This is a genomic window from Rahnella victoriana (assembly GCF_004330295.1).
Lineage (GTDB): Bacteria > Pseudomonadota > Gammaproteobacteria > Enterobacterales > Enterobacteriaceae > Rahnella > Rahnella victoriana.
In genome coordinates, this window is record NZ_SJOJ01000005.1 from 76234 (window position 1) to 99582 (window position 23349).

The 23349-nt window shown below is 52.8% G+C and carries 22 protein-coding genes; 18 read left to right on the forward strand and 4 right to left on the reverse strand.

Annotated features, from left to right (window positions below):
* Window positions 1–8 precede the first annotated feature (8 nt).
* The 5 genes from EYY67_RS05895 (at window position 9) to kup (ending at window position 5781) form a co-directional block, all read left to right on the forward strand.
* Window positions 9–1349 carry a VasL domain-containing protein gene (locus EYY67_RS05895; protein WP_242675581.1) on the forward strand — a complete coding sequence of 447 codons (1341 nt, stop codon included), beginning with the start codon at window positions 9–11 and terminating at the stop codon, window positions 1347–1349.
* A gap of 89 nt (window positions 1350–1438) precedes the next feature.
* Window positions 1439–2089, forward strand: coding sequence for a YopT-type cysteine protease domain-containing protein (locus tag EYY67_RS05900; RefSeq protein WP_095925670.1), 651 nt, complete (start codon window positions 1439–1441; stop codon window positions 2087–2089).
* A gap of 79 nt (window positions 2090–2168) precedes the next feature.
* Window positions 2169–2927, forward strand: coding sequence for a M35 family metalloendopeptidase (locus tag EYY67_RS05905; RefSeq protein WP_232770735.1), 759 nt, complete (start codon window positions 2169–2171; stop codon window positions 2925–2927).
* A gap of 108 nt (window positions 2928–3035) precedes the next feature.
* Complete coding sequence (locus tag EYY67_RS05910; RefSeq protein ID WP_095925672.1) at window positions 3036–3755, forward strand: hypothetical protein; 720 nt, start codon at window positions 3036–3038, stop codon at window positions 3753–3755.
* Window positions 3756–3906: 151 nt separating this feature from the next.
* On the forward strand, window positions 3907–5781 hold the full coding sequence (kup, locus tag EYY67_RS05915; RefSeq protein ID WP_131693051.1) for a low affinity potassium transporter Kup: 1875 nt from the start codon (window positions 3907–3909) through the stop codon (window positions 5779–5781).
* A 13-nt stretch (window positions 5782–5794) separates the two neighbouring features.
* Here kup and EYY67_RS05920 read toward each other — a convergent pair whose 3' ends face one another.
* Window positions 5795–8692 carry an HD domain-containing phosphohydrolase gene (locus EYY67_RS05920; protein ID WP_131693052.1) on the reverse strand — a complete coding sequence of 966 codons (2898 nt, stop codon included), beginning with the start codon at window positions 8690–8692 and terminating at the stop codon, window positions 5795–5797.
* 139 nt (window positions 8693–8831) lie between these two features.
* Window positions 8832–9539 carry a hypothetical protein gene (locus EYY67_RS05925; protein ID WP_131693053.1) on the reverse strand — a complete coding sequence of 236 codons (708 nt, stop codon included), beginning with the start codon at window positions 9537–9539 and terminating at the stop codon, window positions 8832–8834.
* A 217-nt stretch (window positions 9540–9756) separates the two neighbouring features.
* Here EYY67_RS05925 and EYY67_RS05930 point away from each other — a divergent pair, with 217 nt between their 5' ends.
* The 8 genes from EYY67_RS05930 to EYY67_RS05965 all read left to right on the forward strand — a co-directional run bounded on the left by EYY67_RS05930 (window position 9757) and on the right by EYY67_RS05965 (window position 17398).
* Window positions 9757–10524 (forward strand): basic amino acid ABC transporter substrate-binding protein, encoded by a 768-nt coding sequence (locus EYY67_RS05930; RefSeq protein WP_095925676.1) that lies wholly within the window; start codon window positions 9757–9759, stop codon window positions 10522–10524.
* A 61-nt stretch (window positions 10525–10585) separates the two neighbouring features.
* Window positions 10586–11350, forward strand: coding sequence for an amino acid ABC transporter permease (locus EYY67_RS05935; RefSeq protein ID WP_095925677.1), 765 nt, complete (start codon window positions 10586–10588; stop codon window positions 11348–11350).
* Window positions 11337–12059, forward strand: coding sequence for an amino acid ABC transporter ATP-binding protein (locus EYY67_RS05940; RefSeq protein WP_131693112.1), 723 nt, complete (start codon window positions 11337–11339; stop codon window positions 12057–12059). The genes EYY67_RS05935 and EYY67_RS05940 overlap by 14 nt, the downstream gene beginning before the upstream one ends.
* Before the next feature lie 54 nt (window positions 12060–12113).
* Complete coding sequence (locus EYY67_RS05945) at window positions 12114–12995, forward strand: serine hydrolase domain-containing protein (protein ID WP_131693054.1); 882 nt, start codon at window positions 12114–12116, stop codon at window positions 12993–12995.
* Window positions 12996–13066: 71 nt separating this feature from the next.
* Complete coding sequence (locus EYY67_RS05950) at window positions 13067–14065, forward strand: ROK family protein (protein ID WP_131693055.1); 999 nt, start codon at window positions 13067–13069, stop codon at window positions 14063–14065.
* A gap of 88 nt (window positions 14066–14153) precedes the next feature.
* The gene (locus EYY67_RS05955; RefSeq protein WP_095925680.1) at window positions 14154–15326 is read left to right on the forward strand and encodes an MFS transporter; all 1173 of its coding nucleotides are present in this window, start codon (window positions 14154–14156) and stop codon (window positions 15324–15326) included.
* A 125-nt stretch (window positions 15327–15451) separates the two neighbouring features.
* Window positions 15452–16273 carry a Cof-type HAD-IIB family hydrolase gene (locus tag EYY67_RS05960; protein ID WP_095925681.1) on the forward strand — a complete coding sequence of 274 codons (822 nt, stop codon included), beginning with the start codon at window positions 15452–15454 and terminating at the stop codon, window positions 16271–16273.
* Window positions 16274–16783: 510 nt separating this feature from the next.
* Window positions 16784–17398, forward strand: a complete 615-nt coding sequence (locus EYY67_RS05965) for a helix-turn-helix transcriptional regulator (RefSeq protein ID WP_095925682.1) — start codon at window positions 16784–16786, stop codon at window positions 17396–17398.
* Window positions 17399–17425: 27 nt separating this feature from the next.
* On the opposite strand, the gene EYY67_RS05970 is transcribed toward EYY67_RS05965, so the two are convergent.
* Both EYY67_RS05970 and mntR read right to left on the reverse strand, forming a co-directional pair.
* Window positions 17426–18010: a helix-turn-helix transcriptional regulator gene (locus EYY67_RS05970; protein ID WP_095925683.1), complete on the reverse strand. Its 585-nt coding sequence runs from the start codon at window positions 18008–18010 to the stop codon at window positions 17426–17428.
* A 441-nt stretch (window positions 18011–18451) separates the two neighbouring features.
* On the reverse strand, window positions 18452–18901 hold the full coding sequence (gene mntR, locus EYY67_RS05975) for a manganese-binding transcriptional regulator MntR (protein WP_095925684.1): 450 nt from the start codon (window positions 18899–18901) through the stop codon (window positions 18452–18454).
* A 186-nt stretch (window positions 18902–19087) separates the two neighbouring features.
* Between mntR and EYY67_RS05980 the strand changes: the two genes are divergently transcribed.
* From EYY67_RS05980 to EYY67_RS06000, 5 genes are read left to right on the forward strand one after another with little or no spacing between them, the layout of a single operon-like run.
* The gene (locus EYY67_RS05980; protein ID WP_131693056.1) at window positions 19088–20029 is read left to right on the forward strand and encodes a metal ABC transporter substrate-binding protein; all 942 of its coding nucleotides are present in this window, start codon (window positions 19088–19090) and stop codon (window positions 20027–20029) included.
* Window positions 20026–20805 carry an ATP-binding cassette domain-containing protein gene (locus EYY67_RS05985; protein WP_095925686.1) on the forward strand — a complete coding sequence of 260 codons (780 nt, stop codon included), beginning with the start codon at window positions 20026–20028 and terminating at the stop codon, window positions 20803–20805. The genes EYY67_RS05980 and EYY67_RS05985 overlap by 4 nt, the downstream gene beginning before the upstream one ends.
* Window positions 20802–21656 (forward strand): metal ABC transporter permease, encoded by an 855-nt coding sequence (locus EYY67_RS05990; RefSeq protein WP_119824413.1) that lies wholly within the window; start codon window positions 20802–20804, stop codon window positions 21654–21656. Before EYY67_RS05985 ends, EYY67_RS05990 begins: the two co-directional genes overlap by 4 nt.
* Entirely contained in the window at window positions 21653–22507 is an 855-nt protein-coding gene (locus EYY67_RS05995) for a metal ABC transporter permease (protein WP_095925688.1), read from the forward strand. The genes EYY67_RS05990 and EYY67_RS05995 overlap by 4 nt, the downstream gene beginning before the upstream one ends.
* Before the next feature lie 57 nt (window positions 22508–22564).
* Complete coding sequence (locus tag EYY67_RS06000; RefSeq protein WP_131693057.1) at window positions 22565–23152, forward strand: flavin reductase family protein; 588 nt, start codon at window positions 22565–22567, stop codon at window positions 23150–23152.
* Window positions 23153–23349: the final 197 nt, after the last annotated feature.

Sequence of the window (23349 nt, forward strand, 5' to 3'; positions counted from 1 at the left end):
GGAAAAGGATGACCATGAAAAACCGGGTGAATTTGCGGGCGCTGAAAATCAACGGGCATGATCCACGGCTCAGTAAAGCGTTCCTGTTGCTGAGCAGTGAACTCAGCCCGCTGAACGGGACCCTTCCCGCGAGGCTGGACTGGCATGCGCTGGAAGAACGGTGTTTTCAGCTGTTCCATGAATACGGCTATGACCTGCAAAGCGGCATGTGGTTTTGTCTGATCAATTTGCGGCTGAAGAGCTGGAAGGGGCTGGCGCTGGCGCTCGATCTGCTGTCGACAGCCTTCACCCACAACAGCCAACGCTGCTGGCCGCCGGTGGCTGCCGTTTCGCAGCGTCAGCAACTCATCGACTGGTTCAGTGCCAATGTGGCGACCCATATCTATACGCTGGAATACGGGCCGGAAAACAGCACGGAAATGCGTCAGGTAGAAAGAAGCATCGGCGTGTTGTGCAGTCAGTCTAAAAACCTGCAATCGCGCAGCCACGACTCCCTGAACAATCTGCATTATTTCCTGCAGGTTCGCTGCCGTTCTGTGCCGTATCCGGCACAGGTCAGCGTGACGAAAACCGCACCGGTCGCGGCAGAAAACACGCCGCCGGCAGTGAGTGAGAAGAAGGCGCCCGCGCCGGTGGCTGAAATCGTACAGGATGCCGAACCGGCAGAAATCCGGCTGGCGGTGGAAACCCGTCTGCGTCCGTTATGGTGGGCGCTGGGGGGAATGGCGGCGGGGATCGCGCTCTGCGCGGTAGTTGCCGCGTTATGGTGTTACTCGCAGACGCTGAGTTTCAGTGAAACGCTGAGCGCCCCGTTACTGGCACTGCAACACAGCGAACATCAGTTGAATGACGCCTGGAATCATGCACCGGATGCCGATTTGCAGGCGCAAAAAGAGGCGGTCCTGGCGCGTGCTGCGCCGGTTCTCGAATGGCTGAGTGCGCAACCGCCACAAGCGTTGCTGCGTCAGGGGGAGCAATTGTCTGACCATCTGGAAAAGGCCTATCCGGGAAATCAATACAGTGCCCGATGGCAGCGCACATTAGACGAAAAGGCGGGTGATATTCCGGCACTGGATGGCTATGTGCTGGCGAATAAACATCTGGATGAGCTGGAAGCCCGCCTGCTATACGCCGAGCAAAAACAGAGCGAATATATGACCGTGTCGGAGTTGAAAACGGCGGTATACCAGATACGTCAGGATCTGCAACGTAATGGGACCAGCGCAGAAACATTGTTATGGACGATCCGGGAGAATAAGAAAAATCACAGGGAAGGGAATCCGGCACTTTTAAAACAATTTACGCAACGAATCGACGCACTGAATGCGAACGGTTTGGTGAATGAGTAATCGAGTTCAGGCAATTTTTAATTGCCATAATTTCATTTTTACAATTTAGATGATTATATTTCACGATAAAATTTTATTAAGGGTTAACGATGAAAAATAAAGCATTCTCACAAAGTAAATATATTGACGATAATCGAAATATTTTCTCTGGTAGTCTGGATGGGCTATGTTTTGGTCTATCTCTCACATGGCTTGATTCAAAGATCAAGAAAAGAGGATTTAATAAGTATAGTGAAAGGACAAAAATTAAATCCCGGGTGTTAACCAGGCAAGAATCAATGGACCGGAGAATCATTCGCACGCCGTGGAATGGTGACGACAAGGAATATATGATGAAGCAACTGAGAGTCACCGAAGGGGTTTTTCGTAGCTGGGGCGGGATCCGGGGATGTGAATTCATTTATTCTCAGGCAGCTTATAATAATGGTTCCAGTTATGTTTTAGCCAATGAACTGGCAAATCAAATAATTAAGCCCTGTTTTAGTGCTGAGGTGTATGGTGTTATCAGTATCTTTTCAACCGGGTCTGCGCATAGCATGGCCTGGTCCCAGAAAAATGAGTGGTATGATTTTTTTGACGCCAATACCGGTTCATTCCTGAAGATACATGAAGATCATTTCTCCTCATTCTTTACTGACCATATACGAAAGTATTACAGCAATTTTGACGCAGCATGGGATATTGTGAAACTTGGCCCTCCAAAAAAGCGTGGCGGATTATTTTCCTGTTTTGGACGGTAATTCTTTAAAAAGCCGTGCGGCGGAACTGGTTAAAATAATTAATTAGGCATATTTGCAAGTGCTTTCACTATGGATAGAAATGATGCATCCGGCAGAAGAAAGATTAAGAATACTCTTACCCTTTGTCATAGCGAATGCTAAGCAACAGTTGCATATTGCCCTGAAGGCCCTGGGGCGGAGTAAGTTATCAGAGGAAACCAAAAAGATCCTCAATGAATTGTTGAATGAAAATAATTCTGCGACGGTGAAAAAACTCATTCATTCTCTGAATGAAATTAAAAGGAAGATGGAAAATTTAACACCAGAGCATTTTGATGTTGCAGAAGAGTTGTATGAGGCAGGAGGGGGCACTGTCGGATACGTGAAAGCGACGGATGCCAGAGACTTCAATAATGGTGTCCGGAAGAAATATATTGCATTGTCTTATCTGCGCACCGGACGCATGCATATTGATGATATTGCTGCAACGGTGATTCACGAGTTAAGCCATCTGGTTTTAAATACAGAGGACAACGCCTATTCTATCAGTATGGAAAAGCAGGCATCGGGTTTGTTCACACCGTGGTCGGTAAAAGACTTACATCGTTATGCCAGAGAAAAGCACAGCCTTCCTTTGAATAATGCTGAAACCTTATCAAGAATTGTATTGTTGATTTATTTTTCAGAAAGTAAATTACCCCAGTATAAAAAAGCCTATGCCTTATATTGGGAGTCAGGAGATAACAAAATACTGGCATTTCATCGTATGGATGCAGATAGAAATCCAAGGGTGAGTAGCCCGGAATTAACAAGGAAATCAAACAAGTTACGTGTCATTGGTGGGCATATGGTTATTTGATTTTGATATTACCACAAAGGATTTATGCAAGTGAAAAATCAGGTGGTAAAAAGAGTGAAATTGTTAAAAGTATATTTATTAATAGTCATCATATAATGGAGTTACATTATGTTTGGAAATAAACAACTAAAGTCACCTGATGCTGACAAAGTCAAAACGTTAAAAAAATGGGACGCACGCAATAAGAAAAGACAACTTCTTATTCATACCATTTCGATAAACTATGGGTCCTCGCCTTTACTGACAAGACCTGCCCGAGAGGTTTTTAAAACCTGGGATGTCATTTCAAGTTCATTCATTGACCTGGATGCTGTGCTGAGAGGCTTCCGTCTGGGGCGCGGGCTTACGGTCAGATCGCAATCAGGCTTGTTTTTTGAAGCAGGATTTGTTCTCGATGTACCGGTGCAAAATATATTGGGGACGTTCAGTAATGATATCTGGTTCCCTAATCATGCTGGTGTCAATACCGGTACCGGCAAAGTCTATGATCGGTTTTCTCTTGCTGACAAAATTTTCGAGGGTAAAGGCAAAAATAAAGAGATCATGGCGCCTGGTGGTTACAATCAAATTCAACCACCCGGGAAGATACTTAAGAAAACTAATTACCAATGGCATAATGAGATATTGCTTGTTGGCCGACCGAATATTAACACTTATCAGGGACTACCGCCGACGAGTGACATAAAAATAGCAGGGATTTTTGTAGCACCTAAGACCATACGCGCGACCCGGGAAATGACAATCGAGGCTAACGAAAGGTTGTATAAGTTAGTTGACCGGATGAAAAAATGTAATCCAGGTATTCCGGTTACAGATATTTCCCGTTAATGCAAAACTTCGCGGCGATGATTCTCACACCGCTGTGGATAAACGCGGGATTGAGTCAGAAAAGCGTCATCAATGAACTGATGGCATGTGAGTGCAACTATACTCTTTCTGTGGGGCGATCACTGTCGCCCCGGAAATTGTGAAGCCACTCATGACGCAAACTAAAAATAAATCATCGCTGCTGACCGTGACGGTGGCGTGTATCGGCGTCGTCTATGGCGACATCGGTACCAGCCCGTTATATACCCTGCGTGAATGCCTGACCGGACAGGCAGGCATTGCCGTGACACAAAGTGCGCTGTTCGGCTTTCTGTCGCTGATTTTCTGGCTGCTGATGCTGGTTATTTCCGTGAAATACATCAGCTTCGTGATGCGGGCTGACAATGACGGCGAAGGCGGTATTCTCACCCTGATGGCGCTGGCGATCCGTAATCTGAATCCGCGCTGGATCCCGTTTATCATGTTTATCGGGCTGGTAGGGGGCAGTTTTTTCTACGGCGACGGCGTGATCACGCCCGCCATCTCGGTGCTTTCGGCCATTGAAGGGCTGGAAATTATCGAGCCTTCACTCGACCGTTTCATCATTCCGTTTGCGATTGCCGTCCTGACATTGCTGTTTTTCATTCAGAAAAAGGGCACCGGGATGGTGGGCAATATTTTCGCGCCGGTGATGGTGTTGTGGTTCGTGACCATTGGCGCGCTCGGTATTGGTGGCATCGTGCGTAACCCTGAGGTGTTGCAGGCGATGAATCCTTACTGGGCGCTGCATTTCTTTGTGGAATACAAAATCGTGTCGTTTTTCGCCCTTGGCATGGTGGTGCTTTCGGTCACCGGCGGCGAGGCGCTGTATGCCGATATGGGACATTTTGGCAAGAAGCCCATCCGCATCGCCTGGTTTGCGCTGGTCGGGCCTTCGCTGGTCATGAACTATTTCGGTCAGGGCGCATTATTACTCAGTCAGCCCGCCGCCATTAAGAACCCGTTTTTCCTGCTGGCGCCTGACTGGGCGCTGATTCCGCTGCTGGTGCTGGCGACGCTGGCCACCGTGATTGCCTCGCAGGCGGTGATTTCCGGCGTGTTCTCACTGACCCGGCAGGCGGTGCGCATGGGCTATCTGCCGCCCATGCGCATTATCTATACCTCGGATGTGGAGTCCGGTCAGATATACATTCCGGTGGTGAACTGGCTGCTGTATTTCGCGGTACTGATTGCCATCGTCAGCTTTAAACACTCGGGTAATCTGGCGTCGGCGTACGGTATCGTGGTGACCGGCACCATGGTGATCACCTCCGTGCTGCTCGGCATCGTGATGGTGAAAAACTGGGGCTGGAAATCCTGGGCAGGCGGACTATCGATGGCGGTGATGCTGCTGATAGACATCCCGCTGTTTGCCGCCAACCTGATCAAACTGTTTTCCGGAGGCTGGCTGCCGGTGGCGATCGGCCTGAGTATTCTGGTGATCATGCTGACGTGGAAAACCGAGCGGTCGCGCCTGCTGCGCCGTCTGCGTCAGGATCCTGAAGCCCTGGAATCGCTGATTTCGTCGCTGGAAAAAGCCCCGCCGCAGCGGGTGCCGGGCACGGCCGTGGTGATGTCCCGCGGGCAATACGAAGTGCCGCTGGTGCTGTTGCACAACCTCAAGCACAACAAAATTCTGCATGAGCGCGTGGTGTTACTGACTATCGTCACTGAGGATGTGCCTTATGTGCATAACGTCCGGCGGGTCACTATTGAACAGCTTTCACCGGCATTCTGGCGGGTGGTCGCCAGTTACGGCTGGCGCGAGAAACCGAATGTCACGGATATCCTTTACCGTTGCGGGCTGGAAGGGCTGAAAAGCAGCATGAACGAGACATCATTCTTCTTATCCCGTGACACCTTTATCCTCGGCGAACCGCGCCCGTGGTACCTGAAGGCGCGCGCAAAACTGTTCCAGGTGTTGCAGCGTAATTCCCTGCGTGCGCCGGAGCATTATCATATCCCGCCCAACCGGGTCATTGAGCTGGGCGCGGTGGTCAGGTTCTGACTGCCCGTCCGCGTTACGAGGCCATCTGCTGCGGGACAAGTTTTTGCAGCAGGGCGGCCACATCGACCTCATCGACGTTTTCCGCCAGCAGATACCGGCTGGCGTAGTCGCGCCAGATCTCCGATTGCAGGAAAAGCACAAACACATCGCGGTTCAGATGCTGTTCATTCACCATCGAGGTCATGATATTCAGGGCTTCTGACAGCCGCTTGCCCGGTTTATAAGGGCGGTCGGCCGCCGTCAGGGCTTCAAACACATCCGCCACGGCCATCATTTTCACCGGGATACTCATTTGCTGATCGCTGAGCTGATAAGGATAGCCTTTGCCGTCCATCCGCTCGTGGTGACCTCCTGCAATCACCGGCACATTGGCCATGGTGCGCGGGAACGGCAGTTTTTTCAGCATGATAATGGTCTGCATAATGTGTTCGTTAATTTTATAGCGTTCCTCATCATTGAGCGTGCCGCGTCGGATCGACAGGTTGTAAATCTCGCCGTAGTTGTAGAGATACACCGGTTCGCGGAGCCTGAACTGATAGCTTTCCGGCAGGTGATTTTTGCTGTCGCGGTAGATGATATGTTCCTCTTTATCGGCCAGCAGCGGTTCCTGTACCGGCAGTGATTGCGCCGGACGGCGGCCTTTACGCGCCAGTTCACCCGCCGAGACGCCCGCCGTGTCGTCAAGCGTGCGGGTCCACTGATAACCGGCGATATGCTGAATTCTCAGCAGGGCAGCGTCGGAAAGAAACTCCGTGCCGATATTACAGCGGGCGATGAACGCGAAATCGTCATCCAATTGCGCCAGTGCGGCGGCAAGTGACTGTTTGTCGGTGTCCGTCGGCGTCACGGCTGCGTGACAACGTAACCAGTCGATCTCTTTTTCCCGTTTCAGCACTTCAAACCGCATGCGGATTTCATGAATACGGTCGTAGATCAGTTCCAGCTTGGTGGCTTTATCGACGACAAATTCCGGCGTGGTGATCTTGCCGCAGTCATGTAACCAGCAGGCGGTATGCAGTTCCTCCCATTCGTGATCCGTCAGGGTGAACGCGGTAAAAGGCCCTTCCTGAGAATCGACCGCCGCCTGCGCCAGCATTTTGGTGATTTCCGGCACCCGCTGACAGTGGCCGCCGGTGTAAGGGCTTTTGGCATCGATCGCGCCGGCGATCAGCTCAATAAAGGCGTTCAGCAGGTTCTTTTGTTCCTGTAGTAAATACTGGGTTTCGATGGCAACGGACAGGCTGCCGACCAGCGCATCGACCAGCTGGATCCTGGCCTTCTGGCGCGGTTCGCTCAGCGATTTCACGCTGAATAACAACAGGAACCCGAGCAGGTGATCATCGTGAGTCTGCATCGGCACCGCGAAATAATGCAGCGGAAGATAAGGGGAAAGCAGGTCGCGCAGCGGCGCGGGGATCTCCCCGGTATGCCGGAAAACACCGGCCACCGGCGTGCCCTCGCGAACCTTCCAGAACGCCGGTAAATCATGGTGATCAAACCGCACCGACGCCACGTCGGCCATCTCCGGCGGTGCGTTGCCCCGGTTAACCGCCACCGGCGTGAAGGTTTCACCGTGCTTATCCGCCAGAAAAATAATGCCGCCGTCCATGTCGGCGATGTCGGTAGTTTCATCCAGCAATCCCTGCATCTGGCGGGGGAAATTGTCTTTGGCCGAAAGAATGCTGCCCATCGAAATAAACTGTTTCAGCCTGCGCCGCATTTTTGCCATCGCGAGGCGCAGATCATCCACTTCAGCAATGGCGGAAGGGCGGCTTTCTCCCTCATCAAAAATCAGGCTGCTGATGGATTCGGCATCCCGCTGCAAATGCAGCAACGGGCGGGAAATGCGCAGGGAAAAAAACCAGACCACGGGCAGGCTGAGGAGCAACAGCACAAAGGCCACCAGCGTGGCCCTGTTTCTGACCGCATTGGCACCGGCGGTCAGCGTGGCGGAAGGCGTGGCGATCAGCAACTGGTAGCGGTTGCCGTTGTTGCTGAGGCTGATCACTGAGCCGAACCAGTCCTCATCGTGTGCCCTGAACATCCGGCTGTCGCCGTGGCCTGGCGTGGCGCGGGACGCCAGCAGCGCCTGTAATTCCGGCGACCGGTCACCTTTTCGCAACGGCTGGCTGGCGACACTCTCATTGGCAAAATTGACGATTTCTGCCTGACTGCCCGCCGGTAAATCCTGTTGTTTCAGAAACTGAGAAAGCAGGGCCAGCGAGACATCCAGCCCGATCACCGCCTGCTGATTATCCGCCAGACGGCTGTAAGTGAAGCCGGTCTCGCCGGTGCCTTTAAACAGGTAATTAGGGGAAGTCACCAGCCCCTGAGAGTGTGATGCCTGAATAAACCAGTCGCGGCTGCGCGGATCAAACAGCTCGTTGTCGACAACACGCTCACTGATAATGTGCTGATTATCATCCAGATAGATAAAGCGTTTTTCAGGTTTACCCGCCAGCCACTGATTGCTCTGAACCAGCCATTTCGCGTTGGCGGGGATCTGGAAAAAGGCGCGGCTGGCGGCAGTGATCCGGCGCAGCATAAAAAAGTCACCGCCGGCATAGCCGATATACACTGAACTGGCGTAATCATTTTGCCGCAGGATTTCGATAAATTTGCCGACCTGCGCCATTCTCTGACTGAGATTTTCCGCGCCGGTGACCGGCATGCCGGTCAGAATATTCACCGACATCATCATGGTGCGCGTCACATTATTCAGTTCCGCCGCCACCGCATCCCCGGTTTGCTGATATTGCCGCGCGGCGCTGATCTGAGTTAAGCGGGTGAGCTGGCTGTGGCTGAAAAGGGCGATCACGCTGCCGATGACCACAATCAGTAACGTGAACAGCGTGGCGATCTGAAGATGCAACGGATAGCGGCGGGTCAGCCCCGAAAGGTAGCCTGACATACGAAGTCCCGGAATAAGTGTCAACTTATCTGATCGTAGCTAACTTACCGGCGGATAAAGAAAATATCAGAAGAGTGCCATGGTTTGCCATGCCCGGCGCGATAAACCGGGCATGAGAAAGACGACGTACGGGAAGGGGTTATGCCTGCGGGGTTTCCGTCAGATTGGTGACGTTAACGTCCTGCGGTGACGCAGATTGAGTGGTCTGTGACGACGGGGTTGGCGTCAGCTCGGTCACTGCCGGTGTGGCCGTCTGCTGAGTTGTCACCGGTGCCGCTGGCGTTGCGGTCTGTGTGGTGACCGGTGCCGCTGGCGTTTCAGGGGTCGCCTGCGGTGCGGTAACCGGGGCGGCAGGGGTTGTCGTCTGCGCCTGTGCGTCCGTCGCCGGGGCGACATCTTCAATTTGCTTCGGCATGCTCGGCACCGGTTCTGCCGGGATCGATTCTGACTTAGGTTTCGGCACCGGAGTGGACGCGCGAACTAAGAAGGTCGGTTTGAGATCCGCAACAGAATAGGTCACATGGCTGATCATATCCGGCGAGGTGGCCACGTCGACCGGTGAAATGGTCACGCGGCCAATCAGCGAACGGGCATAGCCGCCGACCTTGTGTTTGCCTTCCGGCAGCTTAACTTCCAGGCTTTCGCCCAGTCCTAACGCACCGGCATCTTTACCGTCAACGGTCACATACAGTTTGGTGCCATCGTCCGTTTTTGTCGGGATGTGGGTCACGGTCACCCGCGTCGAACCGAAATCGAAAGCCGGTGCCTGTTCGGCGGTTTTCGATTTTGCGCATCCTGTCAGGACGAAAATGGCCGCAACAGCGGCCAGAGTGAAGCGATAACTCATAGTACGGCGTCTTCCTTTAAGGGATTTTTGTGATCTGCGTACCAATATACCCGATCCGGGAGGAGAGATGAATGCGCAAAGAGGGAACTCGGAACAGTCTGCCGGAACGGATGTTTCCTTCGTCGCATAACCTGCAACTTTCGGTTGAACCGTTTGGTCAATTTGTGTATTTTTATGCAAATTAATTGCATAAAATAACAATCACACAGGAGTGACCATGCTTAAGTCCTTAATTTTCACCGGGTGTCTGCTTTCTTCCTTAATCACATCTGCCTATGCCGCACAGACGACTTATGTGGTCGGTTCCGGCGGAACTTACCGTCCGTTCGAATATGAAAACAGCCAGAAACAGCTGGAAGGCTTTGATATCGACATCATCAAGGCCATCGCGAAAGCGGAAAACTTTGATATCAAACTGGTCAATACGCCGTGGGAAGGCATCTTTGCCACCCTGAATTCCGGCGACCGTGACATCATCATTTCCGGTATCACCATCACCGATAAACGCAAAGCGATGGTGGATTTCTCCGCGCCGTACTTCCCGGCAGAGCAGTCCATTGTGGTGCCTGAAGATTCCAAAGTGGATTCCGTTGCCGCGCTGAAAGGACAGAAAGTCGGCGTGGTGAACTCCAGCACCGGCGACATCGTGGTGTCGAATGAGCTGGGTAAAAACAGCACCGACATCAAACGCTTCGATAACACGCCGCTGATGTTGCAGGAACTGGCGGAAGACGGCATCGGCGCGGCGGTAGGTGACGTGGGCGTGGTGAAGTACTACATCAAATCTCATCCTGAAAAAGCGCTGAAACTGGTGCCGGATGCGAAATTTGAACGCCAGTATTTCGGCATTGCGGTCGCCAAAGACAACACCGAGTTGCTGGGTAAAATCAACGCCGGTCTGAAGAAAATCGTGGCCGACGGCACCTACGCGAAAATCTACCAAACCTGGTTCGACAAGAACGTTCCCACTCTTCCTGCCAACTGAATATTTCAATAAAACACAACGTTAATCAGGGGCGGCAAAACGCCCCTGAACAAGGACAGGTATGACCGGATTTCGCTGGGAGATAATCTCAGAATATGCGCCGCTGTTTGTACAGGGCGCGCTGATGACCATCAAATGCACCATTATTTGCGTCATTTTAGGCACCACCTGGGGGCTGCTGCTTGGCCTCGGCAGGATGGCCCGCGCCGATGACGGCCCGTGGAAACACATCCTGCGCTTCGCCGTGCAATGGCCGGTGCGCATTTACGTCAGTGCCTTTCGTGGCACGCCGCTGTTTGTGCAGATCATGGTGGTTCACTTTGCCCTGGTGCCGCTGTTTATCAACCCGCGCGACGGGATTTTAGTCGCCAACGGCCTGATGTCTTCTGATTTCGCCCGCGCATTGCGTTCCGATTACGGCGCATTTTTATCCTGCGTGGTGGCGATTACCCTCAATGCGGGGGCTTACGTCTCGGAAATCTTCCGTGCGGGTATTCAGTCGATCGATAACGGTCAGATGGAAGCCTCGCGCGCGCTGGGCATGGGCTGGGGCAAAACCATGCGCAAAGTGATTTTGCCGCAGGCGTTCCGCCGTATTCTGCCGCCGCTGGGCAATAATGCCATTGCGATCGTGAAAGATTCCTCGCTGGCCTCGGCGATCGGCCTTGCCGATCTGGCGTATGCCGCACGCACGGTGTCCGGCGCTTACGCGACCTACTGGGAACCCTACCTGACCATTTCACTGGTTTACTGGGTGCTGACTTTCCTGCTCTCGCTGCTGGTTCAACACATGGAAAAGAGGTTTGGCAAAAGTGATTCACGTTAAGGATTTACAGAAGCAGTTTGGCGAAACCCATATTTTGCGCGGCATCTCGTGCGATATCGCAGAGCAGGAAGTGGTGTGCATCATCGGGCCGTCCGGCTCAGGCAAAAGTACCTTTCTGCGCTGCCTGAATGCGCTGGAAAAGCCGAACGGCGGTGAAGTGGTGGTCAACGGTTTCGCCGTGCATGACCCGAAAACCAATCTGAACACGCTGCGTTCCGGCGTCGGCATGGTGTTTCAGCGCTTTAATCTGTTCCCGCACATGACCGTGCTGGAAAACCTGATCATGGCGCCGATGTCACTGAAAGGGCTGAGCAAAGCGCAAGCCGTATCACGGGCGGAAAAGCTGCTGAAAAAAGTCGGGCTGATCGACAAAATTGATGCCTGGCCTGCCAGTTTGTCCGGCGGGCAGCAACAGCGCGTGGCGATTGCCCGTGCGCTGGCGATGGAACCGTCAGTGATTTTGTTCGATGAACCGACATCGGCGCTCGATCCGGAACTGGTCGGCGAAGTGCTGGCGGTGATGAAACAACTGGCGCTGGAAGGCATGACGATGGTGATCGTCACCCACGAAATGGGCTTCGCCCGTGAAGTGGCCGACCGCGTGGTGTTTATCGATCAGGGTGTGATCCAGGAACAGGGGCCGCCAGAGCAACTGTTCAGCGCCCCTGAAAATCCCCGTACGAAGGCATTTTTGAGTAAAGTGTTGTAATCCTCCCGGGCGCACTGTGTTGCGCCCGTTTTCTCACCCTGACGAGGGCTGTCCGTGCCGCAATTCCATTCTTACTGCATTTCCTCCACCGGCGAAGAAACGGGAAACGGTGATCTCATCGCGCGTTTCCCTTACTGGAGTTTTACCAAAACCGCCATCGCGATCTGCGCGCTGAAACTGGCTGAGCAGGGTGTTCTGCATTTGGATCACCCTGTGGAGGGGGAAAACTTTACGCTGCGCCAACTGCTCAGTCATACCGCCGGTCTGCCTGATTATGGCGCACTGGGCCGCTATCATGACGCGGTTGCCGCCGGAGAAGAGCCGTGGCCGCGTGAGACATTACTCGCCGCCGCTTTCGCCCAAGGCAGGTTGTTTGCGCCCGGTGAAGGCTGGTCGTATTCCAATATCGGTTACATGTTCGTACGTGAACTTATCGAGGCGGTGTCAGGCAAAAGCTTTGCTCAACTGGTGAATGACATCATCAGCCAGCCGCTCGGGCTGACCAGTGTTTTTCACGCCACCACCCGCGAACAGTTCGCAGAACTTCATTGCCCGGCGGCCGGACATTATCATCCGGGTTGGGTGTATCACGGCTGTCTGGCGGGTAACGCACCGGACGCGGCAAAACTGCTGCATGGGTTATTTTCCGGCCAATTACTCAGCGCGTCGTCGCTGGCGGAAATGCAGGTGACGTATCCGCTCGGCGGCGCGATTGCCGGGCGTCCGTGGACCGAATGCGGCTATGCGCTGGGGCTGATGCGCGGCGCGATGGGCGGGAGCGGTCGCGTTGCCGGCCATACCGGCGGCGGCCCTTCCTGTGTCAACGCGGTGTACCATTTTCCGGATCTGCCCGATGCCATGACCGTTGCCTGTTTTGCCGAAGGCGATCATGAGGGAAGTGTGGAATCCGAAGCGGGCAGGCTGGCAAGGGCGTAAGCTAATGGCCTCTTATTGAAGCCACTTTGTGCTAAATTAGCCGACATTCTTACTGGCATTCCCGAGGCAACATGATCACTCCGCTCAACCGTACCACCCGTGAAATGAAGATCAACAATGTGGTGCTGGTCACCAGTGCGTTGAAATCGCTGGGGTCGGCGACCAAAGCGGATCTGGCAGGGGTGACCGGGCTGAGTATTGCCACCTGCGGCGCGGTGCTCAACGATCTGAGCCTGAGCCGCGAAGTGCTGGCGCTGGAACGGGAAGTGTCACGCGGCGGCCGTCCGGCACAGCGTTATGCCTATAACCCGGATTTCTTCTCCGTGCTGAGTCTGTATGCGCAGGGCAGTGATGCGGGCGCGCAGATTATCTGGTCGGTGAATACCGCCACGGGCGAAAGTCTGGCGCAGGGCGAGGTGCGTTTTCTGCCACTGACCCTGACCCGGTTTTATCAGCAAATTGAGCGTCTGCTGGCGGAGTATCCCAACATCAAAGCCCTCGGTATCGGGTTGCCGGGTGTGGTGGTAAAAGGCACCGTCGCGACCTGTGACATCAGTGCCTTCGCCGGTGTGCCTGTGGAGCAGCAGTTGCGCGAGCGGCTGGGGATTTACGTGCAGGCCGACAATGACATGAACTACACCGCCTGGGGATTTTACCGCAGCAGTTGCGCCGGTGTGACCGCGCCGGTGGCCTATCTGTTCAAACCGGCGGTGCCGTGTCTGGGCTGCGGCATGGTGGTCAACGGTCAGGTTTTGCACGGTGCCAGCCAGTTTGCCGGTGAAGTCTCCAATCTGCCTTATCAGGATATGGATAAACTGCCGGTGGCCGAAGAGATGGCGAAGGTGGTGATCTCCCTGGCGGCAATCATCAACCCGGCGACCATCGCGCTCTCCGGCCCTAAAATCAGCGAGGCGCTGATCCCTGAACTGACCGCTCTCTGCCTGCAACATATCCCGGCGCAACATATGCCCGCGCTGATTTACCGTCCGTCGATGCGTCAGGATTATCTGCAAGGCATCACGGAACTGACCCTGAGAAATTACAACCTGCACGTCGCTTTCGGCGAGTGATCCGCATTGACTTTGTTTTGAGCGCGCCTTTATACTCGCCACTTATTAAAAGTCTTTTAATAAGTAATTTACCTGCCGGGAGAAGCCGATGTCATTGTCCTCTGAGATGGAAAGTCTGAACGCGCACGCCGGAAGTCCGGCCAGACGGGTCGCCACGCGGGCGATATTTTTTGTCACCGGCATGGCGATGGGGCTATGGGCGGCGCTGGTGCCTTATGCGCAAATGCGTACGCACTCGGAGGCCGGTGATCTCGGCTTGCTGCTGCTGTGTCTGGGAGCCGGGTCGCTGCTGTCAATGCTCGGATCGGGACGGATCATTGGCCGGTTCGGTTGCCGCGCCGTGATCATCGCCGCTGTGGTGTTGTACTGCCTGATGCTGCCATTACTGGCGTTTTTCAGCGACATCTGGCTGCTGGCGCTCAGCCTGTTTATTTTCGGCATGGGTATCGGGCTGGCCGATGTGGCGGTGAATGTGCAGGGCACGCTGGTGGAACAGGCGGCGGATAAACCGCTGATGTCCGGTTTTCATTGCCTGTGGAGCGTCGGAGGCATCGCCGGAGCCGGTGGCGGGGCGCTGTTGCTCAGTGCCGGGGTGTCGCCCCTTGGCAGCACGTTTTGCGCGGTGGCGCTGGTCGCTGTGGTCACGGCGTATTCCTTTCGCGGCATGCTGCCTTTTGGCGCGCATGAAGAAGACGCGGGCGAAGGGAAACCGAAAGCCAGACCCAATTTCAGGCTGATGCTGATGGCTGTTATGGCGATGATCTGTTTTATGGCAGAAGGCGCGGTGCTTGACTGGGGCGGCGTATTTCTGACCCGCGAACGCGGTCTGGCGCTGGAACATGCGGGCTGGGGATTTGCCGTGTTTGCCGTGGCGATGTCGCTGATGCGTCTAACCGGTGATGCGATTGTCAGTGCGCTCGGACGTAAACGTATTCTGATAGTCGGCGGCGTGCTCGGTATTGCAGGTTATCTGATGGTGGTGTTGTTGCCGGGCTGGATCCTGCCACTGTGCGGATTTGCCCTGGTGGGGATCGGCGCGGCGAATATCGTGCCGGTGCTGATCACCCTCGCCGGTCAGGAAAAGGTGATGCCGGTGAACATGTCCGTGGCAATGGTCGCGACGCTGGGCTATCTCGGTGTGCTGGGCGGTCCGGCGCTGATCGGGTTTATTGCCCATCTTTCCAGCCTGTATGTGGCGTTTTCGGCGGTGGCGGCGGCATTTCTTGTCATTACGTTTGGGGCTTATAAACTGAAGTACTGAAGGTGCGTGAAAAACGATTTAAAACTGAGTGGCAACCTTGCCAGCTGACGCCTGAACCCCGTCAGCCTTTTTTTATTCTTAACTTTGTATTTTTAATCCGATACCCGACCCTGTAAGGAGTTGTAATGGCTGTAAAACTTATTGCCGTCGACATGGATGGTACATTCCTTAATCAGCATGGCGAATATAATAAAGCCCGCTTCCGCGAGCAATATCAGCAACTGCTGGCGCGTGACATCAAGTTCGTGGTGGCCAGCGGTAACCAGTATTACCAGCTGAAATCCTTCTTTGATGATATCGATGAACAGATCGCTTATGTGGCCGAAGGCGGTGGCTATGTGGTCGATAAAAAACAGGAAATTTACTGCGGTAAACTGGAACCGGCGCAGGTCGCCGACGTGCTGGACTGGATCAGCCGCACCCCTGGCATCAACACTATCGTCTGCGGGCGAAAGGGCGCGTATGTCCTTAACGGTACCGACGACGCTTATATCAGCCGCATGCGCCGCTATTATCATCGCCTGAGCCCCGTTTCTGATTACGCCGATATCGATGACACGATTTTTAAATTTGCCCTCAGCTATGTGGAAGATGACGTGTATCCGCTGATGAGTGAAATCAATGCCCGCCTGGGCGGCATCGTGTCGCCGGTGACCAGCGGACATGGTTCAGTGGATCTGATCATTACCGGCAATCATAAAGCCAGTGGCCTGCGGAAAATTCAGCAGATCTACGGGATCCGCGACGACGAAGTGCTGGCATTCGGTGACAGCGGCAACGATCTGGAAATGCTCAGTTACGCCGGTTTTGGTTTTGCCATGGAAAATGCCTCTGAACCGGCGAAAGCCGCGGCAAAATACACCGCACCCTCACACCGTGAAGAAGGCGTGCTGAAGATTATTGATGACGTATTGAACAACCGGTCACCTTTCACCGAAAGCGCCTGATCCCTCCCATGCCACCCGCCGGACAGCGGTTCCGGGTGGCATGCTTCAAACATTTTGTGCTGAAAACCCTCGCTGCGCCACAATTCAGAAATATCGATGAACAGCCTCTAAAATTCCTACTGCCATTAACCAAAACGTTGACGCAAGCTGCCTTGTGGTGATTTTTTTTGCAAAAAACACCCTGAATGCGCGGCCGGAAAATTGATGTCAATAAAGTCAATCAGACGGTGTAAATAAGGCATGAAAAAATAATAAAGGATATACCGCTATGCTCGACGAACGTTTCGGAATTTTCTCCCGCATGGAATGATAACCGCCATCATTTAAACAGGCATTGTTATGTTTTTATGGTTTTTTATGACAGAACTCTAAAATTCCTAACTGTTTGTATTGTTATCCCAAAATATCGACATAGGAAATATCCCGAATTAAGATTGCCGGGCATTCGGGAGTTTTAGGATTTTTCTTCTGAAAAGGGCAAAACGGAAAGTGATACCAACGGAATGATTAATGAAACATACAGTGATTATCCACTCTGGTTATTATGAGAGGCTGACTATTTCGTCAGTACTTAATCATCTTGACTTACAAACGCACCCTTTTATGTCGCTCAATGAATTTTACAATTCAGGGGTAGGGATGGGCGTTGATAGTATTATTCTCGAGGTGAAAGACTCGCCCGAAAATTTCAATGCGGTGATGAAATTTATCCGCAGAATGGATTTTTTATACACTCCCCCGCGGCTTATCGTCGTCACCAAAATTGAACAAACTGATAAGCTGGCCCTGCTCACGGAAGAGGGGATTGATATGCTGATCTCCGAACAGGAAGCGTTGCCTGTGCTCAGGAAAATGCTCATTACCGGTGCCGCTGATCTGAATTATCAGATGGCGATCAGCCCTTATTTACAGCAAAAGCAAATGGCTTCGGTACAGTCGGCACAACAGTGCCTGACGGCAACGGAATGGGAAGTATTAAACGAAATAAAAACCATGAAAACCAATGCCAGTGTGGCGGAGAAAATGGGAAGGAGCAGTAAGACGATCAGTACTCACAAGCGAAATGCGATGAAGAAACTGGGGTTGAAAAATTCGATTGAATTGTACAAATACCTGATGCAATAACCTGGCTACGATCAGCCAGGTTGAGGTTCAGAGTGAGTGATTCAGTACCCGGTTAAGATAATTGAACAGTTCTTTGGTATTCTTTAATTTAAGTTTTCGCATGGCGCTGTATTTATAATAATAAAGATTCGACAAGGGGATCGAGGTGGCTTTTTCGATATTTCTCATTGTCGGATCTTGAGATAAACAACGGAGCAAAATCGCTTCGTTTTTCGTCAAAACATAGTCCTCAACGAAGGGGCGCAGCGCGTCATAACGGGCTTTCAGTAAGCTATCAAAGAAGAAGAAAATCTTTGAAAACGAATGCTCTTTGCATAAATGAAAGTCTGCCAGCCGGCTGTTGACGATCACATTGTCGCTCAGGATGACAAATTTCGCCTCTCCCTGAAGTAACGACTTTAAATTGTAGATAAACTTATCAATATTAAACTCGGATTTCACTTCTCCGGGTTCAATAATGTAAATGTCGTACGTTCCCTTCTTTGTATCAAGCGCATCTTCCGCACTGATTTGATTGAAAGTGATGCTCTTTGGTGTATGGGCTAAAGAAAATAAATGCTTTAATCCGATATACGTCAATGTGCATGAGTCAATAAGTGCAATGCGCATCATTAATTCATTCCTTTAAATGAACTTATTCTCCGTAAAAGACATTGCATATATTCAATGATATCCCTCCGTTATTATCATCAAATATGCCTGTAATCATAATATATAGTCTGGTTCTCGTCGTCAACGTAACCGAAATTTATTGATTAAGCTTTATGTAATTAAATATTCCGGCTTTGCAGGCATAACTCTTTGATAATTAGAATCAAATAGGAATTTTTGTAATGATTGGTATTACCCGTTTAGGATTATTTTTTCATTTCTATATCTAATACTTAAATAATCCTAGACTACTCCATAAAGTTGACATGATTATACAATAAACAATATAAGCAAATGATGATGAAGTGTACAAGACGCTTAATACTTTCATTTGTATTTTAAAACGAAAGTTTTGTCATTAATAAAACCGCCGGGAACCCGGCGGATGAGAACAGATTTTGTTCAGAGGGTGGCTTTGCGGCTTTCGGTAAAACGACGGAACGCATCAAGGGTTTCGTCACTGACATGATGTTCAACACCTTCCGCATCGAGACGCGCGGTTTCCGCGCTGATCCCCAGTGCGATGAAAAACGCTTCCACCACGTTATGGCGCTCGCGGTTTTCGGCGGCCAGTCTTTCGCCTTCCGGTGTCAGGAACGTCCCGCGATAAGGCAACTGATGCACCAATCCGGCGTTGGCCAGACGTTTCAATGTTTTTGCTACGGTAGGCTGGGAAACCCCGAGACGCGCCGCCAAATCAACCTGACGGGCTTCGCCAAATTCATGGATTAAGTCTGAAATCAGCTCAACGTAATCGTCCATTAATTCCCGGCGATGCGCCTCGCGCACCTGTAAAAAACCCTGAGCGTGTTCTTCCACATCCAGTAATGGATTTATTTTTTTCTCTTTCACTACGCCTGCCTCTTGCTAACTCAATGGTTTTTCCGCCCCCGCGTACATCACGGCAACTCACGCATTGTAAACCAAGTGCACACATCTACCAATTTCTGAAAACTTTGCATTGGCTATGGAGTATAGCCTGTGCTATACCTGAGTAATAAACCGCCGGTTGATGTGCAGTGTGACAGGAGAACTTTCATGGGAAATGGACAGAACATCTTAAAATTATTCAGTCAGTCGCCGTTCCGTTTACGGCTGATGCTGGTTGGCATGATCGTGGCGCTGATCACCGGCCACGCGCAGGCGGCGGAAAAAGACAAAAAAAAGTTTAAGGTCGTCACCACCTTTACGGTGATCCAGGATATCGCGCAAAACGTCGCCGGTGATGCAGCGACGGTGGAGTCGATCACCAAACCCGGCGCGGAAATCCATGATTACCAGCCGACACCGCGTGACATCGTAAAAACGCAGTCTGCTGATCTGATTTTGTGGAACGGTTTTAACCTCGAACGCTGGTTCGGCCGCTTCTTCGGCAACATTAAAAATGTGCCTTCCGCGACCGTGACAGACGGCATCGCGCCATTGCCTATTCAGGAAGGGCCGTATGTCGGCAATCCGAACCCGCATGCCTGGATGTCGGCCAAAAATGCACTGGTGTATGTCGAGAATATTCGTGCGGCGCTGGTGAAATATGATCCGGAAAATGCCGCTGTCTATGACCGTAACGCGAAAAGTTACGCCGAAAAAATCAGCCTGCTTGATGCACCGCTGCGTGAACGTCTGGCAAAAATTCCTGAAGGTCAGCGCTGGCTGGTGACCAGTGAAGGCGCGTTCAGTTATCTGGCGAAAGATTACGGCTTAAAGGAAGCTTATCTGTGGCCGATCAACGCCGAAGAACAGGGTACGCCGCAGCAGGTGAAAAAAATCATCGATCTGGTGCGTCAGCAACAGATCCCGGTGGTGTTCAGTGAGAGCACCATCTCAGACAAACCGGCGAAACAGGTCAGTAAAGAGACGGGGGCGAAGTACGGCGGCGTGTTGTATGTCGATTCACTTTCCGCCGCAGACGGACCGGTGCCGACATATATTGACCTGCTGAAAGTCACGGTGGGCACCATTGCAGAAGGATTCGGCCAATGAATGATGCTGCGCTGCAACTCGACGTTGACGATATCTCGGTGACCTACAACAACGGTCATACGGCGATTGAAAATGCCTCGTTTACGCTGCGCGGCGGCTCGGTTTGCGCGCTGCTCGGCGTCAATGGCAGCGGTAAATCCACCCTGTTTAAAACCATCATGGGGATTATCCGTCCGACCCACGGACGGGTAACGCTGGATGGCCTGAACGTGGCGAAGGCGCTGAAACAAAACCTGATTGCTTATGTGCCGCAGTCTGAAGAAGTGGACTGGAATTTCCCGGTGCTGGTGCGTGATGTGGTGATGATGGGGCGTTACGGAAAAATGTCGTTTCTGCGCATCCCGTCAGCGGAGGACAAAAAACAGGTGGCGTCGGCACTGGCGCGGGTCGGCCTGACCGAACTGGCGCACCGCCAGATTGGCGAGCTGTCCGGCGGCCAGAAAAAACGTGTCTTTCTGGCGCGGGCGCTGGCTCAGCAGGGGCGGGTCATGCTGCTCGATGAGCCGTTCACCGGCGTCGATATCAAAACGGAAAATGCGATTATTGATCTCCTGCGCCAGTTGCGCGATGAAGGGCATCTGATCCTGGTGTCCACTCATAACATCGCCAGCGTGCCGGATTTCTGCGACCGCGTGGTGCTGATTAACCGCACGGTAATGGCCGCCGGTCCGCTGGAAAGCACCTTTACCCATCAGAATCTTGAAAATACCTTCGGCGGTGCGTTGCGCAATATTGGTTATCTGGTCCCGCAGGAACCGGTGAGGCGGGTGATATGATCGGATTTCTGCTTGAGCCGTTTCAGTACAACTATATGGTTAAAGCGATCTGGGTCAGTGCCGGCGTGGGCGCGGTATGCGCTTTTTTATCGGCGTACCTGATGCTTAAAGGCTGGTCGCTGATGGGCGATGCGCTGTCGCATTCCGTGGTGCCGGGCGTGGCGGGGGCGTATGCGCTGGGTTTTCCGTACGCCATTGGCGCGTTCGGTACCGGTATTCTGGCCGCGCTTTCCATGACGCTGTTACGCCATTTCACCAAACTGCGGGAAGACGCGATTATCGGTTTCGTCTTCTCCACCTTTTTTGCCCTTGGCCTGTTACTGGTGTCGCTCAATCCGACCTCGGTTAACGTGCAGTCGATCCTGTTTGGCAATATTTTAGGCATTGATGATGCCGATATCTTGCAGGTGCAGATTATTGTCGGGGTATCGCTGCTGGTGTTATGTGTGATCTGGCGGGATCTGCTGGCGGTCTTTTTCGATGAGGCGCATGCCGTTTCGGTCGGGCTTTCTCCGCTGTGGCTGAAAGTCATCTTCTTCACCATTTTCAGCGCCTGCAGCGTGGCTGCATTGCAAACCGTCGGCGCGATTCTGGTGATCGCCATGGTGATCACCCCCGGCGCGACGGCCTATCTTCTCTCCGACCGCTTCTCCCATCTGCTGATGATTTCGGTGGCGATCGGTGCCGTCACCAGTGCGGCAGGGGCATGGCTGAGCTATTACCTTGATGGTGCCACCGGCGGGGTGATTGTTTGCCTGCAAACCACCGTTTTCCTGCTGGCGTTTCTGTTCGCGCCGAAACACGGCTGGCTGGTGAACCATTTCCGTATTAAAAACCGGAGCCGCGCATGATGTCCTGGTTTGAAGTGCTGACGGAGCCGCTGAGCTTTGATTTTATGCAACGTGCGTTGCTGACCGCCGTGGCGACCAGCATTGTCTGCGCGATATTTTCCTGCTTTCTGGTGCTGAAAGGCTGGTCACTGATGGGCGATGCCATTTCGCATGCGGTGCTGCCCGGCGTGGTGCTGGCGTATCTGGCGGGGATCCCGCTGGTGATTGGCGCTTTCGGCTCCGGCCTGTTCTGCGCCGTGGCGACCGGTTTTATCAAAGAGCATTGCCGGGTAAAAGAAGACTCGGTGATGGGCATCGTCTTCTCCGGTATGTTCGCCGCCGGACTGGTGTTGTTCTCGCGGGTCAACACCGAACAGCATCTCAGCCACATCCTGTTCGGCAACGTGCTGGGCGTGACCGACAGCGAAATGCTGCAAACGCTGATCATCGCCACGGTGGTGACGCTGGCAATCATCCTTAAATTCAAAGATCTGATGCTGTTTTGTTTTGATCCGGTACAGGCTAAAGTTATCGGGCTGCCGGTTCGTTTCTATCATTATGCGTTGTTGTGCATGCTGGCGCTGACCATCGTGGCCGCACTACAGGCGGTCGGCGTGGTGCTGGTAGTGGCAATGCTGATCACGCCAGGTATCACGGCGTTTCTGCTGTGTAAAACTTTACCGAAGATGCTGCTGGTCGCGGTGACCGCGTCAATGCTGGCCGCCATCAGCGGCACCTTTATCAGCTTTTATATCGATGCGGCGACCGGCCCGACGATTGTGCTGGTGCAGGCGGCGCTCTTTCTGTTGGCGCTTGCCCTGCATTTATTACGTAAATCCGTCAAACCCCGCCATGCCGCACCGAATGCGTAGTACCGGCACGGCAGGTTTGTCATGCTGCACGCCGTGTTCCCTTCCTGAGAGATTCTGATGACTCAACACTTTGCGCCTGTCGAACTGGAAAAAGCTTACCGTCTGATTAACCACGGCACCACCGCGCTGGTCTCCGCGCACCATGCGGGCGTGGACAATGTGATGTCCGCTTCCTGGGTGTGTGGTCTGGATTTCAGACCAGCAAAACTCACCGTGGTACTGGATAAAATCGCCCGCACGCGCGAGCTTATCGAAGAAAGCGGATTTTTTGTGATTCAGGTGCCCACGGTGGCGCAGTTGCAAATGACCTATGACCTCGGTAACCGCACGCTGAGAAACGATCCGGAAAAACTGCAACACTGCGGCGCGGAACTGTTCCGCATGGAAGGGCACGGTGATCTGCCGTTTGTGGCGGGCTGTACTGCATGGCTGGCGTGCAGGCTGATCCCGGAACCGCATAACCAGCAGGCGCATGACTTATTTATCGGGGAAATTGTCGGAGCATGGGCGGATACCCGCGTGTTCCGCGACGGCCACTGGCATTTCGAAGAGGCGGATCCTGCGCTGCGTAGTCTACATTACATCGCGGGCGGCCAGTTTTACGCCACCGGTGAACCTCTGAATGCGAATACGGAATTGAGCTGACGGGCAGGGCATTAAAGAAAGGTCATATGGGGAAATAACAGGGCGGCGAGGCCAACATCCGCCCGAAATAATAAATGCTACAGAACTCTCATTTGTTGAAACAAATGCAATTCTGTAGCATTTTAGGTACTACACACGTTTAAATTTCCCTGGTGTTGGCTAATGTTGCCGCCTGACTCTGCTGGTCAGGTTTTTTT